15 protein-coding genes are annotated in these 18,808 nt (G+C 42.3%); 11 read left to right on the top strand and 4 right to left on the bottom strand.

Features of this window, described 5'->3' with window-relative positions; translation table 11 throughout:
- The first annotated feature begins 2,224 nt into the window (after positions 1-2,224).
- Complete coding sequence (locus G4P69_RS06190) at positions 2,225-2,551, top strand: thioredoxin domain-containing protein (protein WP_208341270.1); 327 nt, start codon at positions 2,225-2,227, stop codon at positions 2,549-2,551.
- On the opposite strand, the gene G4P69_RS06185 is transcribed toward G4P69_RS06190, so the two are convergent.
- Positions 2,538-2,771, bottom strand: coding sequence for a hypothetical protein (locus G4P69_RS06185; protein WP_208341269.1), 234 nt, complete (start codon positions 2,769-2,771; stop codon positions 2,538-2,540). The two genes, G4P69_RS06190 and G4P69_RS06185, sit on opposite strands and share 14 nt — an antisense overlap.
- A gap of 9 nt (positions 2,772-2,780) precedes the next feature.
- Complete coding sequence (locus G4P69_RS06180) at positions 2,781-4,634, bottom strand: DUF5942 domain-containing protein (RefSeq protein WP_208341268.1); 1,854 nt, start codon at positions 4,632-4,634, stop codon at positions 2,781-2,783.
- A 221-nt stretch (positions 4,635-4,855) separates the two neighbouring features.
- On the opposite strand from G4P69_RS06180, the gene G4P69_RS06175 reads away from it, so the two are divergent.
- From G4P69_RS06175 to G4P69_RS06160, 4 genes are all read left to right on the top strand, one after another.
- Complete coding sequence (locus tag G4P69_RS06175; RefSeq protein WP_208341267.1) at positions 4,856-5,278, top strand: hypothetical protein; 423 nt, start codon at positions 4,856-4,858, stop codon at positions 5,276-5,278.
- A 104-nt stretch (positions 5,279-5,382) separates the two neighbouring features.
- A complete protein-coding gene (gene thiD / locus G4P69_RS06170; protein WP_208341266.1) occupies positions 5,383-6,198 on the top strand; it encodes a bifunctional hydroxymethylpyrimidine kinase/phosphomethylpyrimidine kinase in 816 nt (271 codons plus the stop codon).
- Positions 6,199-6,612: 414 nt separating this feature from the next.
- A complete protein-coding gene (locus tag G4P69_RS06165) occupies positions 6,613-7,182 on the top strand; it encodes a hypothetical protein (RefSeq protein ID WP_208341265.1) in 570 nt (189 codons plus the stop codon).
- 291 nt (positions 7,183-7,473) lie between these two features.
- Positions 7,474-7,812: a P-II family nitrogen regulator gene (locus tag G4P69_RS06160; RefSeq protein WP_015111218.1), complete on the top strand. Its 339-nt coding sequence runs from the start codon at positions 7,474-7,476 to the stop codon at positions 7,810-7,812.
- Positions 7,813-7,973: 161 nt separating this feature from the next.
- Here G4P69_RS06160 and rdgB read toward each other — a convergent pair whose 3' ends face one another.
- Positions 7,974-8,549: an RdgB/HAM1 family non-canonical purine NTP pyrophosphatase gene (gene rdgB / locus G4P69_RS06155; RefSeq protein WP_243902333.1), complete on the bottom strand. Its 576-nt coding sequence runs from the start codon at positions 8,547-8,549 to the stop codon at positions 7,974-7,976.
- A 75-nt stretch (positions 8,550-8,624) separates the two neighbouring features.
- A complete protein-coding gene (locus G4P69_RS06150; RefSeq protein ID WP_208341264.1) occupies positions 8,625-10,061 on the bottom strand; it encodes a phosphoglucomutase/phosphomannomutase family protein in 1,437 nt (478 codons plus the stop codon).
- A gap of 287 nt (positions 10,062-10,348) precedes the next feature.
- Between G4P69_RS06150 and G4P69_RS06145 the strand changes: the two genes are divergently transcribed.
- The 6 genes from G4P69_RS06145 (at position 10,349) to G4P69_RS06120 (ending at position 18,572) form a co-directional block, all read left to right on the top strand.
- Positions 10,349-11,287: a PP2C family serine/threonine-protein phosphatase gene (locus G4P69_RS06145; RefSeq protein WP_243902332.1), complete on the top strand. Its 939-nt coding sequence runs from the start codon at positions 10,349-10,351 to the stop codon at positions 11,285-11,287.
- A gap of 27 nt (positions 11,288-11,314) precedes the next feature.
- The gene (locus tag G4P69_RS06140; protein ID WP_208341263.1) at positions 11,315-12,589 is read left to right on the top strand and encodes a vWA domain-containing protein; all 1,275 of its coding nucleotides are present in this window, start codon (positions 11,315-11,317) and stop codon (positions 12,587-12,589) included.
- Between the two features lie 184 nt (positions 12,590-12,773).
- A complete protein-coding gene (locus tag G4P69_RS06135; protein ID WP_208341262.1) occupies positions 12,774-13,466 on the top strand; it encodes an FHA domain-containing protein in 693 nt (230 codons plus the stop codon).
- A 3-nt stretch (positions 13,467-13,469) separates the two neighbouring features.
- On the top strand, positions 13,470-14,864 hold the full coding sequence (locus G4P69_RS06130; protein ID WP_243902331.1) for a hypothetical protein: 1,395 nt from the start codon (positions 13,470-13,472) through the stop codon (positions 14,862-14,864).
- A gap of 111 nt (positions 14,865-14,975) precedes the next feature.
- Positions 14,976-16,148, top strand: coding sequence for a sulfate adenylyltransferase (gene sat / locus G4P69_RS06125; RefSeq protein ID WP_208341261.1), 1,173 nt, complete (start codon positions 14,976-14,978; stop codon positions 16,146-16,148).
- A 171-nt stretch (positions 16,149-16,319) separates the two neighbouring features.
- Positions 16,320-18,572 carry a caspase family protein gene (locus G4P69_RS06120; RefSeq protein ID WP_208341260.1) on the top strand — a complete coding sequence of 751 codons (2,253 nt, stop codon included), beginning with the start codon at positions 16,320-16,322 and terminating at the stop codon, positions 18,570-18,572.
- Positions 18,573-18,808: the final 236 nt, after the last annotated feature.

Raw genomic sequence — 18,808 nt, 5'->3', positions numbered from 1 at the left:
CAGTGTTCCCTAGAACATAGTAGTGGTAGATGCACCCTGATAACTAACTCCCCTAGTCGGATCACACCTTCTAGGGTTTTTTTTATCTTTTAGAAAAAAGTTTCTGATTTTTTGAGCAATTTGTCCGGAAGAAAGTAGTGTTCCCTAGAACATAGTAGTGGTAGATGCACCCTGATAACTAACTCCCCTAGTCGGATCACACCTTCTAGGGTTTTTTTTATCTTTTAAAAAAAAGTTTCTGATTTTTTGAGCAATTTATCCGGAAGATGGTAGTGTTCCCTAGAACATAGTAGTGGTAGATGCACCCTGATAACTAACTCCCCTAGTCGGATCACACCTTCTAGGGTTTTTTTTATCTTTTAGAAAAAATTTTTGATTTTTTGAACAATTTGTCCGGAAGAAAGTAGTGTTCCCTAGAACATAGTAGTGGTAGATGCACCCTGATAACTAACTCCCCTAGTCGGATCACACCTTCTAGGGTTTTTTTTATCTTTTAGAAAAAAATTTCTGATTTTTTGAGCAATTTGTCCGGAAGAAAGTAGTGTTCCCTAGAAAATAGTAATGGTAGGCGCACCCTGATAACTAACTCACTTGGCTTGCTGTCGGTTACTAGGGGTTTTTTGTGATCTATAAAAGACTTTACTAATATTTCTCCTGAACAATTTTGTCGGTTATAGAGATTGGCAAATTTATCTGATAACTAACTACCCGAGTCTGACCCTACCTTGTGGAGGATTTTTTTTGTAAAAGATTAATTTTTCTGCACAACACATTGGTAGATTTTTAAACATTTAACTGCTAGATGCGCACTCGAATAAATAACTCTCATAGCTGCAAGCACAGGCAGGAGAATTGGTAAATTTATCTGATAACTAACTACCCTAGAGAGAATCTACCTTGTAGAAGGTTTTTTTTGTCAAAGACTAAGTTTCTCTCAAACATAATTGGTAGATTTTTAAACATTTAACTGCTAGATGCGCATTCTAATAACTAACTCTCCCAGTTGCAGGCTGGTCGATTGTTTTGACTCAAAGGACTTTACTGAAATTTATCTTGAGCAGTCTTGTCTGTTGTAGACAAGAGGATTGGTAAATTTATCTGATAACTAACTACCCCAGTTTGACCGTACCTTGTGGAGGGTTTTTTCTTTTTAAAGACAAGCCCCTGTGAAACATACTGATTACTTTCAGAACATTATTATTGGTAGATACGGACCTTAATAACTAACTACCCTTGTGGACTATCCAATTCCAGATTTTTTTTGATACAAAAGATATTCATCAAATTTTCTCAAAATTCTCCGGAATACACTGATGGTTCCAAGAACATGTAATTGGTAGATGCACCCTGATAACTAACTCCCCTGGTTGGCTGCCGGCTACTAGGGGGTTTTTTTGATACAAAAAATATTGCTCAAATTTCCATAAATTTCTCCGGAATGTAGTAGTTGCTCCCAGAACATGTAATTAGTAGATTTACCTTGATAACAAAACCCCCTGAGTGGGTCGAACACAAGAATCAGGTGTTTTCCCCTAGAGCCCGTAGCCGTATGCCCTAAATACTTTAGAGAGCTAGCGGCTTCTTGGGCTTAATAGAAGCTAGTTACTTTATTTTATAAGTAAAGTGCAACTTCTCTTTATTTATTTTTGTAAAGTACCTTATTTATGCCTTTAATGCTCTATTAGCTTGTCGTAAGTTCTCGATTTGAGAATGCGTAGACAGAAAAAGGCACCAAGAGGTATAATCACAGGACTTTTGATTGCCTTAACGGCTGCGAGCTAACCGTAGATACCCTTATATATTCTAACTATAACATTTTAGTTGAATTTTACCAATAAGTGAGACATATGTCCATAGAGATAAAATCCTGATTGCTTTGGGCGCTGCTGACTTCTCTTATATTAAGAGAGCGTAGGCAAGCTGCAACGGGAAATATACTTAAACCGACTGCCGTAGCAGGCTAAAGACGAGATCCAGTTCTGCAGTCACCAAACATAAACAAGATGGCTATGAGGTTACCCAAAATGTTATTCGTTGTTGCTTTAGACGGAATCCAGAAATAATGGTTCCTACTTTATTCGGGCATGGGGTATGGGGCATGGGGCACGGGGCATTGGATCTTGAATTGCCGTAACAATATGCTATTATTTACAGGCAAACCAGTAAAGATAATAAAAAGCGTTACGCAAAACGCTCATACCAATAATCAGAAGGTCGTAAACCTATGCAGCTAGCTGTAATTAAGTTTTCTTCAGAGGACTGCGGCATTTGCCACAAAATGTCTTTTTATGACAAAAAAGTGGCTGAGGAACTGGGTTTGCAATTTATTGATGTGAAAATGCAGGATACGGCTACATACCGTAAATATCGTAAAATTCTGCTAACCCAGTATCCGGATAAATCAGAAATGGGATGGCCTACTTACCTGGTGTGCGATTCTCCAGAAGGAGAATTTCGCATTTTAGGTGAGGTAAAAGGAGGTCATCCCAAGGGAGAATTTAGAAGTCGTTTACAAGAGGTATTAGGTTCAGACGAGTCTAGCCAGAATTAACAACCTCAAAAGATTTGACCTCTAAAACAGGACCAATCATGGCGATAGTCATGACATCTTCCCTTACCTGTCCTGTAACCTTTGCTTTTTGTCCTGGTTTGAGTAAGCTTTTGTCAGCACCTCTAAGGATTTCGTAAGTCACACCCTCATCGGTAACTAATGCCCAAGCACCAGGACCAATATCACGACGTTGAATTGTGCCTGTAACTGTTATACTCATGAGCTAGGGTTAGGGGTTGACAGTTTCTTCATTTTTCAATGCTAAACGAGCAAGTCCAAAACAGAGTAGAGCATTAGCAACCAGGAAAATCTGGCTTAAAGCACTGTTTCCCAATCCCCAAACTGCTGGATCTGTAATTGCACTTACCGCCAGACATGATGCTACACCTAAGGATGAACCGATCGCAAACCACTTCCAGCTAGGATGTCCTAGTAGAAGTGCCATTAAAACGATGGGAATAAGCACGCTAGCAAACAAAGGATTTAACGCATCAGTCCCACTAAGGGCGTTACCAAATTCGGGTATTGAACTCCCTAAGAGCCTAAAAGGCCATTGGGGTAGGTCAAAGATATAAAATCCCTTGAGGGGGAATAATCCACAGCTACCAGCGACTAATCCACAAGATAAACTCCAACTCCATCGGAACGGAAAGTAAACTCGTAAAAACCAAGCGAGTAAATAGGAACCTAATACCATCAAAATTTTGGGCACCAGCGCTACAGCACCGCCATCAACCCAGAAACCAGGATTAAGATAGCCATTATCCCGTAGCCAGCGGAAGAAATCTTCAAAACTGATTTGTCCTTGTGCCGCAATTTGTACCGCTGCTTCTGCGTTCAGTTGTCCAGCACCATAGTAGTTTAAACCATCGTCCTTGACAGTTCTTGCTGATTGTTTGAGAACTTTGAGGACTTCTTGAGGATCTTTGACACCAGTTGCTTTTACTAAAGCTGCTACCCCAGCGACGTGAGGAGCCGCCATGCTTGTACCTTGGAAGCCAAGAAACACTGCTACACCCTTATTATCAGGGTCAATGGTTTCTTGCAGGATTTTACCAGCATCACTACCACCAGGAGCAGAAATATCCACTCCAGCCCCAAAATTAGAATAAGGTGCTTTTTGTGCATCTGGACCTAATGCCGAAACACCGATAACATGTGGATAACGCGCAGGATAGGCAGCTGCATTCTGGTTTTCATTTCCAGCAGCGGCAACGATAACCACACCTTTTTTATGAGCGTATTCTATTGCTGATTTGAGCAAGTGGCTTTCACCGAAACCACCCAAACTCATATTAATGACGTCTGCGCCTTTATCGGCAGCAAACTTAACTGCTTCAGCAATATCAGCGACGGTTCCACCACCATAACCATTAAGTACTTTTAACGGCATTAAGCTAGCTTCGTACGCAATTCCAGCTACGCCGTAGGAGTTGTTAGTGGCTTGGGCAATTGTTCCTGCAACGTGGGTACCGTGTCCATTATCGTCTTTGGCTTCTACTTTGTCGTTGACAAAATCGTAGCCTGGAACAAATTTTGTCTCTACCAAATCTCGGACGCGAGTAATACCAGTGTCAATGACGGCGACTGTAACACCGCTTCCTTTTGTACGTTCCCATGCTCCAACAACGTTTATATTGTGGAGATTCCACTGTTGAGCGTATAGTGGATCGTTGGGCCCTTTAAAAGTTGGTTTGACTTCGTCAGATTGAGGCTGCAAATATTCACCCCACCAAGAAACTTTACCAGGTTTAGGAATTTTGTAGATGTAGTTTGGCTCAATGTATTCAGTTTGTTGAGCGAATTTAGACTTTTGCAATTCTTTTAGTAACTGTCGATCGCCCTTAACGATATAGACATGATCCTTAAGGGCGAATTGGTTATCGAGTTGAGGTGCGACGTTATACTTTTGGGCGATCGCTTGGAGATCGTTATCCAAAATTTGCTGGGAAATATCTTCCCGAAAATTCAGCAAAATCGTCTCATACTCACCTTTGGCTGCCAGTCCGTGAAAATTCACAAAGCTAAACAGAGCAACTCCTAACCCGATGATAAAAAAGCAGAATAATATAAGTCTTCTCATAACACCTCTGGGCAGGGGATGGGCGATAGGGTGATTGGTTATTTGTTATACTAAGGGATTTATTCAGTAACGCCATTTAGTGAAATGGTATTACTAGGTAACACATGGAAGCCCCAACCCCAATCGTAACGCCTAATCTCCAAGCCCTAACACCTTCTTTTCTGATTAAGATAACTTATATATATTCTTGATTGCTCGATGTTGCAGGATAGTTACATATAATGGAACGTGGTCTTCTGTGGTTACCCCTGTTAGTAGCATTTTTCTGGTTAGCGTGGCAAGGCTCAAAAGAATACCAAAAAATAGAAGCCTATCGTACTTGGGCGGAGCAATTTGAAAAAGCTAAGTATGATATTTACGCAGTTCTCGGTCAAAAAGGATCCAATATAACTTGGGGCAAACCTACACCCAATGGACCGATTAAGCTAGAAACATTTTCTTTGAATGATGTCTTTAATATCAACCTTTTGATAGATGACAAAGCGGTGGATATTGAAAAAATACCAGAAAAAGGCCGGAAGATAGAGTTGGAATTTGTACTTCCTGCGCCAACTAACTCTGTGCGGGTTCCCTTTACAGAAATCCCCTTAGCCGCTCAATGGGGTCAGTACTTGCAAAACAAGTTGCAAAGCTTGCACCAGTAGTATCTTTAAGGAAAGAACTCAGGAGTCAGAAGCCAGGAGTCAGAATAGCTCCTCCTGAATCCTGAATTCTGAATTCTGACTCCTTTTTTTACAACCATAATTTTATGTCTTCAACATTGACGGTACCCGTTGCTTTAACCATTGCTGGCTCTGATAGTGGTGGTGGTGCAGGAATTCAAGCTGATTTACGTACCTTTGCCTTTCACCGTGTCCACGGGACTAGTGCGGTTACCTGTGTCACAGCCCAAAATACTTTGGGTGTAAAACGAGTTGATGCTCTTCCAAAGGAGGCTGTTGTAGCACAAATTCAGACAGTTTTTGAGGATATTGGTGTACAAGCAGTAAAAACAGGGATGCTACTCAACCAAGAAATTATTACTGCTGTTGCTGAGCAAGTGGAAGCTTTACAAATCGATAACTTAGTTGTTGATCCGGTGATGGTATCGCGTACAGGAGCGCAATTAATCGATGATGATGCTGTAAATGCTCTCCGTCGTACTTTAATTCCTAAAGCTGCTATTATAACACCAAATCGTTACGAAGCCCAGATTTTGAGCGGGCTTGAGATTCACTCTTTGGATGATATGAGGGCTGCAGCTCAAATGATTTACCGTAACTTAGGACCAAAGACTGTTTTGATTAAAGGTGGAGGTATGCAAGGGAGTTTACGTGGCGTCGATATCTGGTTTGATGGGCAAAAACTAGAAACTTTGACAACGAAACAAGTAGATACAAAAAATACTCACGGTACTGGTTGTACACTATCAGCAGCGATCGCCGCCAATCTCGCACTAGGGAATAACTTGGCAACGTCGCTACGACAAGCAAAGCAATATGTGACAAATGCACTGTTATACTCTCTAGATATCGGTAAAGGGCAAGGTCCTTTGGGACACTTCTTTCCTTTGTTGGAAAATTAGCCTTTATAAAGAAGAATTCAGGAGTCAGGAGCCAGGAGTCAGAATGAAGTTGTTGGTTAAAACCTCGTCTACTTGTTACCGCGCGGAGGGGTTGAAACTTTTCACGGGAACACCCTTCGGGTGACGCTCCTGCGTCGCTAACGCCAGTTCCCTACGGAGGGAAACCCTCCTTCTCCCAAGGGGAGACGCACTCGCGTTCAGGACTGGACTCACCATCCCTTAATGGGTGCCGTATTCTGACTCCTGAATTCTGTCTCCTGACTCCTCTTTGTACTACTTCATACCACTAAAGTGGTAAATTTCTTTGCTTATCAGTCATTTTTCTACTATTCTTAAGCATAGTTTCAAGACTGACTATCTCTATCAGTAGCCCAGTTAACCTAAATAACATTTCATTTCTAGCTGAACCCACCAATGCGAACAGTTACAGGTTCTGTTTACAACAATACACATATAGGTACTACTCAACCCTATTCTCCGTCTGTTCCTTTATCTATATACAGGGACTTAGCATCTGAATTGCAAGCTTGCCAAGCAAGGATCAATGAATTTGCCGCTCAAAACAAAGAACTAGCTCAAGAAAATCAGGTACTCAGGCAAGAAATTGCCAAAGCTGTTCAGTCTGTTTTGCACCTGCAACAATTACTTGATTATCGTACCGCATCTGATTATAATCAAGCTTTTAACTATTATCCTGATTTCCAAAGTCAACCTAAACATCCACCAACTGTGACGCAGCAACATGTGGCTCACCAACAAAGTCCTCGTCCACCTGTTGTTACTTCATCTGACGAAATTTCAAGTTCTATGTCAGAAACATTCTTTATAGAAGAAGAAGAAGTAAACTATTATCCACTCAGTGAGCCAGAAGCTTCAGAAGTTAGTGGTTGGAAGTTAGTTATCACTATCTTGTTAATCATACTAATGGGCTTTGGCGCTGGCTATTTGATTGTACGTCCTCTTTTTGAACATCATGACCGTTAGGTTAAATCACACTCTCAATATCTGTATGGTTTTGCACCACTACAAGATTTGAGTTTTTTGTTACATAAAATACACAATAATCAATAGAAGAAATAAGCTTTAGGTCACAACATCAAGGATTATAAAGATAGGCAAAAGTTGTCAATTGTACTGTCACCAAAAAGACGGGACATCTACCGTTAATTATGTGGCAAGTATTACAGATTTTATTATGGTGACATTGCTAGATAAAGTGTCATAGAAAATCTGGTTATATATATACAAAGCTAGTACAAGTAAGGAGCTTAGCAAATGAAAAAAGTAGAAGCTATTATCCGTCCCTTTAAGCTGGATGAAGTGAAAATTGCTTTAGTCAATGCTGGGATAGTGGGGATGACGGTTTCTGAAGTTCGGGGTTTTGGACGCCAAAAAGGTCAAACTGAACGCTATCGTGGTTCTGAGTATACAGTTGAGTTTTTGCAAAAGCTGAAAGTGGAAATTGTCGTTGAAGACAACCAAGTTGATATGGTAGTGGATAAAATTATCTCTGCTGCCCGCACAGGTGAAATTGGTGATGGAAAAATTTTCATCTCCCCAGTTGAACAAGTAGTGCGAATTCGGACTGGGGAAAAGAATACGGAAGCAGTGTAGTTTAATAGGGCATGGGGCATGGGGCACGGGGCATGGGGCATGGGGCATAGGAGAAGAAATGATACTCTCAATTTAGTAGATACTCAGTCCTTAATACTTAATACCCAATGCCCAATGCCCAATGCCCAATACCCAATGCCCAATGCCCTATGCCCTATGCCCTATGCCCAATGCCCCATGCCCTGCTTGAGTAGAGATGCAAAAGCTCTACCTCGGTGGCTAATTGAACGCTTGGATTCTGATGTCATCTCAGCGAAAGTTAATTGCTTGTCTGGGACGTAAAAAATTGGATCATAGCCGAAACCTCCTTGCCCACGAGGGGATTTGAGAATTTCTCCGCGACAAATGCCTTCTGATTGTAAAGAGATCGCACCATCCGGACGAGCGATCGCGACTACGCAAGTAAATTGTGCACCGCGATTCTCTTCATCTCCCAGTTCATTTAATAGCCTACTAATACGCTCAGAGTCAGTTTTTCCATAGCGCGCAGAATAGACTCCTGGTGCTCCATTTAATGCATCGACTTGTAACCCAGAATCATCAGCAATTGCCCAATTTCCTGTGGCTAGAGCAACTTGGGATGCTTTTAGACAAGCATTAGCAGCAAAGGTGTCGCCTGTTTCTTCGATTTCCAATTCTTCAGGTTTGAGAGTTAATTCCCAACCTGAGTCTGCTAGGTAAGCCTGCATTTCCTTCAACTTACCTGGGTTTCCTGTGGCTACTACAAGTAATGTCATAAATCAGTTATCAGTTATCAGTTATCAGTACAGCCCATTTGATAGCTGTTCACTGATAACTGTTCACTGTTCATTCTATCCTGCCCAATGTTTTGCCCATGCTAAGGTATGGTGTACCTGCTCAAGTGTGGGTGCTTCGCAGTATAGGCGTAAAACTGGCTCAGTTCCGCTAAAGCGAATCATTAACCAGCTATTATCGGCTAGGCGGAACTTGTATCCGTCTATTGTTTGGCAATCAATTACGGGTTGTCCAGCAATTTCTGTTAGAGGTTGGGTTTGCAGTTGTTGTAATAGGCGCGATCGCACTTCCATACTTGCTAAGGGTAAATCAATGCGATCGTACGCGGAAGTAAAACCTGTTTGCTGTTGTAGGTGGCGATAGTAGTCACCTAAATCTAGTCCTGATTCAACAATTGCTTCTAGTACATATAATGCCGAAAGAAGTGCGTCTCGTTCAGGAATATGGCTGCCATAACCAATGCCTCCCGACTCTTCTCCACCCAGTAATACTTGAGTGACTAACATTCTATCAGCAATGTACTTATAACCAACAGGTGTTTCAAAAACTGGCAAATTATGGAGTGCTGCTACACGAGGCATTAAATCAGAACCACTTACAGTTTTTACTAATTCGCCAGTAAAGCCGCGTCGCAGGGTTAAGTGGTCGATTAATATTGGGATTAGGACTTGGGAACTGAGAAAGTTACCTGCACCATCTACAGCTGCTATGCGATCGCTATCGCCATCAAAAACCAATCCTACAGATAAAGACGTGGGGTTTGCTTCTCGGTAAGTTCGCATCACCTCAAATAACCTTGAAAGGTATTTGGGCAAAGGTTCCGGAGCGCCGCCACCAAATAGGGGATCGCGATTGCTGTTAATTTCTTTAACCTCATTACCAAGTAACATTGCCAATCCACCAGCCGCCGCACCATGCATAACGTCGGCAAATACTGTTAGCTTGCCAGAAGATATGGCATTGCGAATTTCAGCAATATTGACTTTACCTTCTAGTGCTTGACAATAGCTGTGCCAAGGATTGAAATTCTCAATTTTGCCTGGAGTTGATGCTAAAGGTATTTCAGTAGATAAAAGTGATTCTATCTCTTTTGTAACTTCTGGTGGTACAGAACCGCCAAAAGCACTTTTCACTTTTAATCCTAAATATTTACCAGGATTATGACTTGCAGTAATGACTAATGCACCCAAAGCATTTTGTTGTTTTGCCGCCCAACTAAAAGCAGGGGTTGGCGCATAGGTTTCGCTCAGTAACACATTAAACCCGACTGCTGAGACAACCTCAGTAACTTTACGGGCAAAGTCTTCTGCCATAAACCGTCGATCATAACCGACAATGATCGTACGGCTATCTACTTTTTCGCCATAAGTCTGAAATAATACTTTTGCGGCTACTGGTGCGACTAAAGCTAAACGTTCAAAGGTGAAATCATCGCCAATCACACCACGCCAGCCATCGGTACCAAATTTGATTTCCTTAGCTGCAACTGGCATTGAGGTATCCTAACTTCCTAAATCAGGATTCTAGCATTGATGCACTTGATTTATAAGGTAAAAAAAACGTCTAGTGTCAAAAGGCTACACAAACAGGTCCTCTGGTGAAAGGTAACGGTAAAGTTTACTATTGTACATTCGATGTTTTTTAGAGGGGAATGCTGGGCTAACTCAGCTGACGAGGTAACTCCTAACAACAGAACTACTCCCTACTCCCTATTCCGCCTTGTTATAAAGAAGTGAATGCTAAGTCATTTGTTTTCGGGTTACATCACTTCTGAATAATTATGGAATGTTCAAAATGTGGGGGTGCGATCCAAGAAGGCGATCGCTTTTGTGAAGAATGCGGTACATCACTATCAAAGCCGGGATGTGAAAAATGTGGTGCAGGATTAGAGGAAATTGATGCTGATGGTTTTTGTGCTAACTGTGGTTTTCGTCGTCGAGATAATCCCCCTAAAGATAGAGTTGAGACGGTGTTATCGCCCAATCTAGCGGGAATTACAGATCGAGGGCTAAGACATCATCGTAATGAAGACTATGTGGCTTGTGCCCAAATCGACAGCAAAAATGCTTACGTTTTGGTCGTTTGTGATGGAGTATCAAGTTCTGAGTTACCTGAATTAGCAGCAAAAGCTGCTGCTACAAGTGCTTGTAGGGCGGTGAGTGCTGCTATTGAGACGCAAAACTTTACTTCTTTAGAAGAGGTGATGCAATCGGCGATTTCTGCAGCAATGGCATCAGTATGTGCTATTCCTTACACTAAAGGAACCAATGGGGATCCGCCATCCACTACGATTGTTGCATCTGTGGTTGTAGATCGTAGCGTTACCATTGGTTGGTTAGGCGACAGCAGGGCTTACTGGATTTCACCGAACCAATCCCGCCAACTTACTAAAGACGATTCGTGGCTCAACGATGTTATTACCACGGGTGAAATGACCGAAGCTGAAGCGAGAAAATCACCTCATGCTCATGCAATTACTCGTTGGTTAGGAGAAGACGCTGTCAACTCAGAAGCGTCCATCGTGAACTTTGATATTCCTAATTCTGGGTATCTACTGCTGTGTACTGATGGATTCTGGAATTATACTACTGATATTGCACAAATTGATGCCCTTGTCAAGTCGGATGTAGATGCTGTAACAGTGGCGCGGAGTTTAGTGGAATTTGCTGTAGGCTCTGGTGGTCAGGATAACATCAGTGTCGCCATCTTGTGCTTATAAATACACTATCTTGCTAAAGTAATTTTAATGACTACCCAATTTAAAGCCGAAGTTTTCCAAAATAAGTACTTACCCCAGGGTACACAAGAAGTCCATGCAATTATGACAGTCACTCTTGTTGAAGGCGATGGAGTGGCAGCTAATCCGACAACTGAGAAAATGTTTGGGGTAATATGTGATATCTCTGGCTCAATGGGCGGTGAGAAGATTCATGCAGCAAAAGAAGCAATGATTAAAATTGTGCATTTGTTGCCTGAGGATATATCTTTCTTTATTATTACTGGCTCTAGTAAAGCGACAGTTATATTTCCAGTATCGAAAGCGACTCCTGAAAATAAAGAGATTGCGATCGCCGCCATCAAAAAAATTCATCCCAACGGAGCTACAGTAATTTCTCGGTGGCTCTTTGAAGCCCTTAAGCAGTTTAAAACAACACCAAATGCTTTGCGTCAAGCATTGCTACTTACCGACGGACAAAATAACGAGTCTGACGAAAACCAATTGAGGGACGTTTTACAAGCTTGTGAAGGAGTTTTCGAGTGCGATTGTCGGGGTGTAGGAACTGACTGGCAAGTCAAGCAGCTACAAGAAATTTCCAATAAATTACTGGGTACAACTGACATTATCCCCAATCCTGCAATGATTGAGGCTGATTTCCAAAAGATTTTAGAAAAGGCTATAAGCAAAAATGTCAGTGATGTTTCCTTACGCCTGTGGACTCCGCAGAGTGCGAAGGTGCTGTTTTGTAAGCAGGTAAGCCCTGATATTGTAGACCTGACAAAGCGTGTCAAACTTGTTACAATACAAATCAGTGATTATCCGACTGGTGCTTGGGCTCAAAACGAATCCCGCGACTACCACTTTTGCATCCAGGTGCAACCTGGTAACGTAGGTGATGAAATGTTGGCAGGTAGAGCAAGTCTGATTTATAAAGAAAACGGTATAGAAACAAAAGTTGGTGAAGCTCGTATTCTCACAATTTGGACTGATGATGATGCTAAATCTACTAAAATCGATAGAACAGTCGCCCATTATACCGGGCAAGCAGAACTTGCTCAATCAATTCAGGAAGGGTTAGAAGCACGCGATCTCGGCAATATAGAAATCGCTACTGCCAAGCTAGGTAAAGCAGTTCAACTTGCTCATAAATCTGGTAACGAAGCAACGGCTAAGTTACTGAAGAAAGTGGTTGATATCGAAGACGCCGCCACTGGTACAGTACGGCTAAAGCGAGATATTGCCAAAGAAGATGCAATGGCATTAGAGACGCGTTCAACTAAGACAACTCGCATTTCAAAGTGATTGGGCATGGGGCATTGGGCATGGGGCATTGGGCATGGGGCATTGGGATTTACAAGCATATCGACTTATAAGTTTTTCTCTCCCCCTGCTCCCCCTGCTCCCCCTGCTCCCCCTGCTTCCGGACTTTTGACTTTTGACTTTTGACTTTTGACTTCCCCAAAGGGGCTGCTCCCTCTCATTACCTATGTCGATATATAAATGCCTAAAAGGTCATACCTCAACTGAACCAGATTATTGCTCTAAATGTGGTGTTAAAATCCAGGGAATTCCGGAAGAAACATTAAATGAGAATGGGCTTATTCCTGAAGTGGCTAAGACTAATGGCAATACTATTGTTTGCCCTGATTGTACAGCACCACATGAACCAAAAAAAGGCGACTTTTGCGAAATGTGTGGTTACAACTTCGCCACTGGAAAGCACGGTGAAGTGCCGCCACTAGAAATGGATCTAGTAACCGATAAGTTATCAGTTGAAAGAGCAGAAGAAGCATCTACTAAATCAGTTACAAAATCTGTAGTCGAAATTGTTGCTACGATTGATCCATCACAGCGAAGCCCAGACAGTCCAGAACCACCATCACAACCACCTCTCACTATAAGGCTAGGCAAGGAAAGTAATCTAATTGGTCGAAGTAGTGAAATTAGAGGTATTTATCCAGAAATTCCCCTTGATTTCGATAGTGCTGTCTCTCACCGTCATGCACTGCTAAATCGCCTGGCAGACGGGACTTTTGTTCTACGTGACATCGGTTCTACAAACGGTACTAAATTAAACGGCGTTGAACTTTCTGCAATGGTGGATGTACCAATTAAAGACGGTGATGAATTCACGCTTGGACATTGGACGAAGATCAAGATCAGAGAAGTCAGGGGTTAAACAATGACTCAGACAAAAATCATTTCTGCCAAAGTACAATCTTTAACCCTACCGATAAAAAAAAGGCTGACAACGCCTCAGCTTTTGAAGACTGGTTTATATGTGACTTGGGCTGTTAGTTTGGTGCTAGCGATCGCTACTATTCTTGGTGTGCAAAAGCAGCGCTACGCTATTAAGACACTTGGCAAAGACACAGCACCAAGTATTCTCCTGGCTGAACGGATCAAGGATACCTTAGCAGGCATGGATGCTGCTGCTGTTAATGAATTGCTAGTGAAGTCAAAAGAAAATCAACGTGCTATCAACGATTATGAGGAACGTCGCAAAGCATTTGCCCAGAGGCTCATTGCTGCTGCTCAGAACATTACCTACGGTGATGCAGAACTCAAGCCTATCCAAACTTTACAACTAGCAGTAGGTGACTACATAGCAAAGCTCCAGCAGGCGAGAGACTTTAATGCACGGGGTGAAACTCAGGGGGTTTTGAGCGCTTATCGAGAAGCCGCCCAAATCATGGATAATACACTCTTGCCAGCAGCTGATGCATTGGCTGAGGCAAACTCACAAGAATTGAATATTACCTATGACCATCAGAAGGATACAACAACAAAGGCCTTGTTTTTAGTTGTGATTTCTGGGTTGCTGTTGCTTGGTGTATTGGTGGTAATTCAACTGTTTCTTAACCACCGAATGCGCCGTGTGTTTAATCCTATGTTGGTGACTGCAACAGGGATTACGGTCATATTTGTAGGCTACACAATTTACTCATTCATTTCCTCATCCTATAATTTAAAGACTGCAAAAGAAAATTCTTTTGTGTCATTGCACGCACTACGGCGAGTTCGTGCTTTAGCATACGGTCTTAAAGCTGACGAAAGTCGGTATCTTTTAGATCCAGCATTTGCCGCAAAACATGAGCAAGCTTTTTTGGATAAAGTAGCTAAAATTGCTAAAATTCCAGGTAGTCAAACATTTGAGACAGTGACAGATCTATTGGCTCAGGGAAAGAAGGTTGATGGGTTCCAAGGTTTATTAGCTGATGAATTGAACACTATCACCTCTACTGGTGAAAGAGAAATGGCACTGAGTACTCTCGCAACGTTGGGCAGGTATCTCACCATTGACAAACAGATCCGTCAGCTAGAACAGAGCGGTAAACATCAGCAGGCGATCGCGCTTTGTATAGGTTATGAGCAAGCGCAGTCTAATGGGGCGTTTGTTGAATTTAAAACAGCTCTTCAAAAAACTTCCGATACCAACCAGCAAGCTTTTGATAAAGCTGTTGCTCGCGGTTTCAGCAATGTGAACGGGTTTGAAATAACTACTCCTGTTGTTGCTGTAGTTGTTTCTGTTCTAACGCTATTGGGTTTGCTACCGCGTATTAAAGAGTATTCTTAAGGTTTGCTGGCAAAAGGGGAAATTAAATGTTTAATGCCTTATCTGTGGTGGCTCGATTTTGGTAAGTTAAATACATACAAAAAATGCAGTTAACATAGAGAAGGAACTATCTTGAGTTACCATCTAGATGGCATAGCTCCCCATGGTGGACAGTTGGTGAATCGCATCGCTACACCAGAGCAAAAACAAACATTTCTCTCCAAAGCCGACTTTCTACCACGAATTCAACTTGATGAACGGGCAATTTCTGATTTGGAAATGATTGCCATTGGTGGTTTTAGTCCAATCACTGGTTTTATGAACCAAAAAGACTACGAGAGCGTAGTCACAGACATGCGTTTGGCAAATGGGCTTCCTTGGGCTATTCCCATTACACTTTCAGTTTCAGAGGAAGTAGCGGGTTCGCTTGAGATAGACAGCCTCGTTCGCTTAGATAATCCTGCCGGTGATTTTATTGGGGTTTTGGAACTTACTCAAAAATATCACTATGACAAGATCCATGAAGCAATTAATGTCTATCGAACAAATGATGCTAAGCACCCCGGTGTGCAAGTGGTATACAACCAGGGAGCAGTATATCTAGCCGGGGGGGTCTGGCTATTAGATCGCCACCCTCACCCTGAGTTTCCGAAATATCAAATTGATCCCGTTGAATCTCGACAATTGTTTCACGCTAGAGGCTGGAAAACCATCGTGGGTTTCCAAACTCGTAACCCTATCCATCGTGCTCACGAATATATTCAAAAGTGCGCCTTAGAAATTGTAGATGGTTTATTTTTACACCCCTTAGTAGGAGCAACCAAAGAGGATGATATTCCCGCCGACGTCCGGATGCGCTGCTATGAAATTCTACTGGATAAGTACTATCCCAAAGATAGGGTAATTTTGGCGATTAATCCGTCGGCAATGCGGTATGCTGGTCCTCGGGAAGCAATTTTCCACGCCCTGATCCGTAAGAACTACGGTTGTACTCATTTTATCGTTGGGCGGGATCACGCTGGAGTAGGTAATTATTACGGCACTTACGATGCTCAGCACATCTTTAGCGAGTTTGCTCCCGAAGAATTGGGTATTGTGCCGATGATGTTTGAACATGCCTTCTACTGCACGCGCACTAAGCAAATGGCAACAAGCAAAACCAGTCCTAGCACATCAGAAGAGCGTATCCACTTATCAGGCACTAAGGTACGCGAAATGTTGCGCCGAGGCGAACTACCCCCACCTGAATTTTCTCGTCCAGAAGTTGCAGCAGAGTTGGCACGGGCAATGCAATTACCGTTGTAGGGCAGAGGGAGCAGGGAGCTCTTAGCAGGGAGCAGGGGGAGCAGGGAGAGCGTTAAACAAAGTCCCCAATCCCCAATCCCCAATCCCCAGTACCCAATCCCCTTTACTTTAGCGAGATTTTTTGTAACCCTTTAAGCTGAGAGCTGATGGACTAAGGGCTGATAGCTAATTATGAAGCGGCGGACATTTTTGCAATGGTGTAGATCCATACTCACGGTATTGGGTGTAACTGAGGCTGAGTGGTTAACCTTGGGAAATCGCTATTACCAAGCCTTGGCAGAACCCAGTACACGTAAGTTGGCGTTATTGGTAGGTATTAATAAGTACCCTAAAAAATCGGAACTAAGTGGTTGTCTGACGGATGTAGAACTCCAAAGGGAGCTTTTGGTTCACCGTTTTGGTTTTCAACCAGAAGATATTATTTGTTTGACTGACGAAAAAGCTACTAGGGAGTCGATTGAAAATGCTTTTTTGGAGCATTTAGTTGCAGCTGCTAGACCAGAAGATGTGGTTGTTTTCCACTTTAGCGGTTATGGTAGTCGTGTTCAATTGGGTCAACAATTGGAAGATACGCTAGAAAATGCTTTGGTTCCTGTTAATGGCGAGGCAGATACACAAGAAAATACAATTGCTAATTATTTGTTGGAAGAAACCCTGGAACTGATGTTACGATCGCTCTCTACGGAGCGCGTAATAGGAGTACTAGATACAAGCTTTTATGCTCCTACACAAACTTCATCAACAGGATTGCGAAGTCGCGCTCGTCAGATATTGCCACAGGCTACCCTGACAACAACAGAATTGGAATTTAAACAAAAACTCCAAGATAAGCTTGCTATTAAGGATTTATTGAAAATTCGGCGCAATCTAGGGGTTCTAACGGCTACCTCTGATCCTATGCAATTGGCTGGTGAAGTACATGTTTCTGGTGTGAGTGCGGGGTTATTTACATACGCCTTAACCCAATCTTTATGGGAAGCTACCCCAGCAACAACAATTCAAATCAGTCTATCTGATGTGGTAAGTTCTTTAAGACAACTAGGAATCAGCAGACAACAGCCAGCTTTATTGGCTGATCATAAAAACCTACCTTCCCAAGCACAACTGGCTGATCTTCTGATCCCCAATTCTAGCATTGGAGGACAGGGAGTAGTAATTGCTATTGAGGACGAGGGCAAAACGTTCCAATTGTGGTTGGGTGGACTACCTCTACAAGTGCTGCAATATTACGGAGCAAATTGCCGATTAAATGTCGTTTCACAATTAGGGACACCTGTACAACTTGTATTGCGATCGCGTACTGGGTTAACGGCAAAAGCCCAACTTTATCGTCCTAATGAGACAAGTTCTATACAAGTAGGACAACTTGTTCAAGAATCGATACGAGTCTTACCTCGAAATATTAATTTAATGATTGCTCTGGATGCTAAACTTGATAGAATCGAGCGGGTAGATGCTACAAGTGCTTTTGCAACCGTCTCCCGTCTATCATCAGTTGTGGTTGGGGAACAAGCTGCCGATTATGTGTTCGGTAAAGTACCAGAACTTGATATTAAAGACTTGGCAAATTCATCAACAGTAGTGTCTCCCAGTCCCTATGGTTTATTTTCTTTGGGAGGTGAGCTAATTCCCAATACAGATGGAACACCAGGAGAAGCTGTAAAAGTAGCAGTACAACGTTTAGTGCCAAAACTTGAAGCTCCCCTCGCAGCGAAGTTATGGCGACTAACGGAGAATCAAGGATCTTCTCGCTTGGAGATTAATGCAGTTCTAGAAATTATCGATGGTGTGTCACCTAAAATTTTGATGCAGCGTGAAACTCTGTTGACTAAACAAGGAGAGTTAAAAAGATCATCTCTTGGTTCGGCTTCTCATATTCCTTCTGTACCTATTGGTAGTCGAATACAGTACCGAGTGGAAAATATGAGCGATCGCCTAGTACATTTAATGTTATTGGGATTGAACAGCAGTAGAACTGCGATCGCGCTCTACCCCTGGTACAAAAGTACTGCAGCTGATAGTTCCCAAACCAAACCCATGTTTAAAGATGTTGTCATTACTCCAGGTGAAATACGCACTGTTCCACAAACTACTACTAGTTTTGAATGGGTGGTGCAAGGACCAGCATCGTTGAGTGAAACCCAACTTATAATTAGCACAGCTCCGTTTACTCAAACCCTGGCTGTATTAGAAGCCTCTAAACAACCCTCAGCAAACCAACAACGTATTCAGCCTTTAATAAACCCCCTAGAAGTCGCACAAGCTGTTTTGCAAGATTTGCACAACGCCAGTGCTGTTGCTGATGCGAACGTTACTACTACTGACTCTTATATGTTAGATGTAAATAATTGGGCTAGTCTCAATTTTATTTATCAAGTTGCTTCGGACTCCCACATCAACGTGCCAGAGTTGCAGCCTAGTTAAGATAGGGAATGCCCCAGTTAGTTAATGCTGGGGCTTAGTTGCTTAAACGTTTCCTTTGCCACTATAGTAGCGATAGTAACCATAGCCAACTATCGATAGTGGAAGTCGGGTTATTACTTGAGGGTGAATACCCAGCAAATAACCGCAGTACAATGAATGCTTGTTAATATAAAGTATTGTAAAGTAAATATAAATTTTGTGTGAGTAACTACTATTTCGCCTAAGTACTATCTCTT

It is taken from the genome of Aetokthonos hydrillicola CCALA 1050 (genome assembly GCF_017591665.1).
GTDB classification, from domain to species: domain Bacteria; phylum Cyanobacteriota; class Cyanobacteriia; order Cyanobacteriales; family Nostocaceae; genus Aetokthonos; species Aetokthonos hydrillicola.
Note: the sequence above shows the minus strand (reverse complement) of the source record. Positions and strands in the feature narration are given on the sequence as shown.

Coding starts and splice junctions, on each gene's coding strand:
- G4P69_RS06190 (WP_208341270.1), top strand. CDS start 2,225: ATGCAGCTAGCTGTAATTAAGTTTTCTTCAGAGGACTGCGGCATTTGC.
- G4P69_RS06185 (WP_208341269.1), bottom strand. CDS start 2,771: ATGAGTATAACAGTTACAGGCACAATTCAACGTCGTGATATTGGTCCT.
- G4P69_RS06180 (WP_208341268.1), bottom strand. CDS start 4,634: ATGAGAAGACTTATATTATTCTGCTTTTTTATCATCGGGTTAGGAGTT.
- G4P69_RS06175 (WP_208341267.1), top strand. CDS start 4,856: ATGGAACGTGGTCTTCTGTGGTTACCCCTGTTAGTAGCATTTTTCTGG.
- thiD (WP_208341266.1), top strand. CDS start 5,383: ATGTCTTCAACATTGACGGTACCCGTTGCTTTAACCATTGCTGGCTCT.
- G4P69_RS06165 (WP_208341265.1), top strand. CDS start 6,613: ATGCGAACAGTTACAGGTTCTGTTTACAACAATACACATATAGGTACT.
- G4P69_RS06160 (WP_015111218.1), top strand. CDS start 7,474: ATGAAAAAAGTAGAAGCTATTATCCGTCCCTTTAAGCTGGATGAAGTG.
- rdgB (WP_243902333.1), bottom strand. CDS start 8,549: ATGACATTACTTGTAGTAGCCACAGGAAACCCAGGTAAGTTGAAGGAA.
- G4P69_RS06150 (WP_208341264.1), bottom strand. CDS start 10,061: ATGCCAGTTGCAGCTAAGGAAATCAAATTTGGTACCGATGGCTGGCGT.
- G4P69_RS06145 (WP_243902332.1), top strand. CDS start 10,349: ATGGAATGTTCAAAATGTGGGGGTGCGATCCAAGAAGGCGATCGCTTT.
- G4P69_RS06140 (WP_208341263.1), top strand. CDS start 11,315: ATGACTACCCAATTTAAAGCCGAAGTTTTCCAAAATAAGTACTTACCC.
- G4P69_RS06135 (WP_208341262.1), top strand. CDS start 12,774: ATGTCGATATATAAATGCCTAAAAGGTCATACCTCAACTGAACCAGAT.
- G4P69_RS06130 (WP_243902331.1), top strand. CDS start 13,470: ATGACTCAGACAAAAATCATTTCTGCCAAAGTACAATCTTTAACCCTA.
- G4P69_RS06120 (WP_208341260.1), top strand. CDS start 16,320: ATGAAGCGGCGGACATTTTTGCAATGGTGTAGATCCATACTCACGGTA.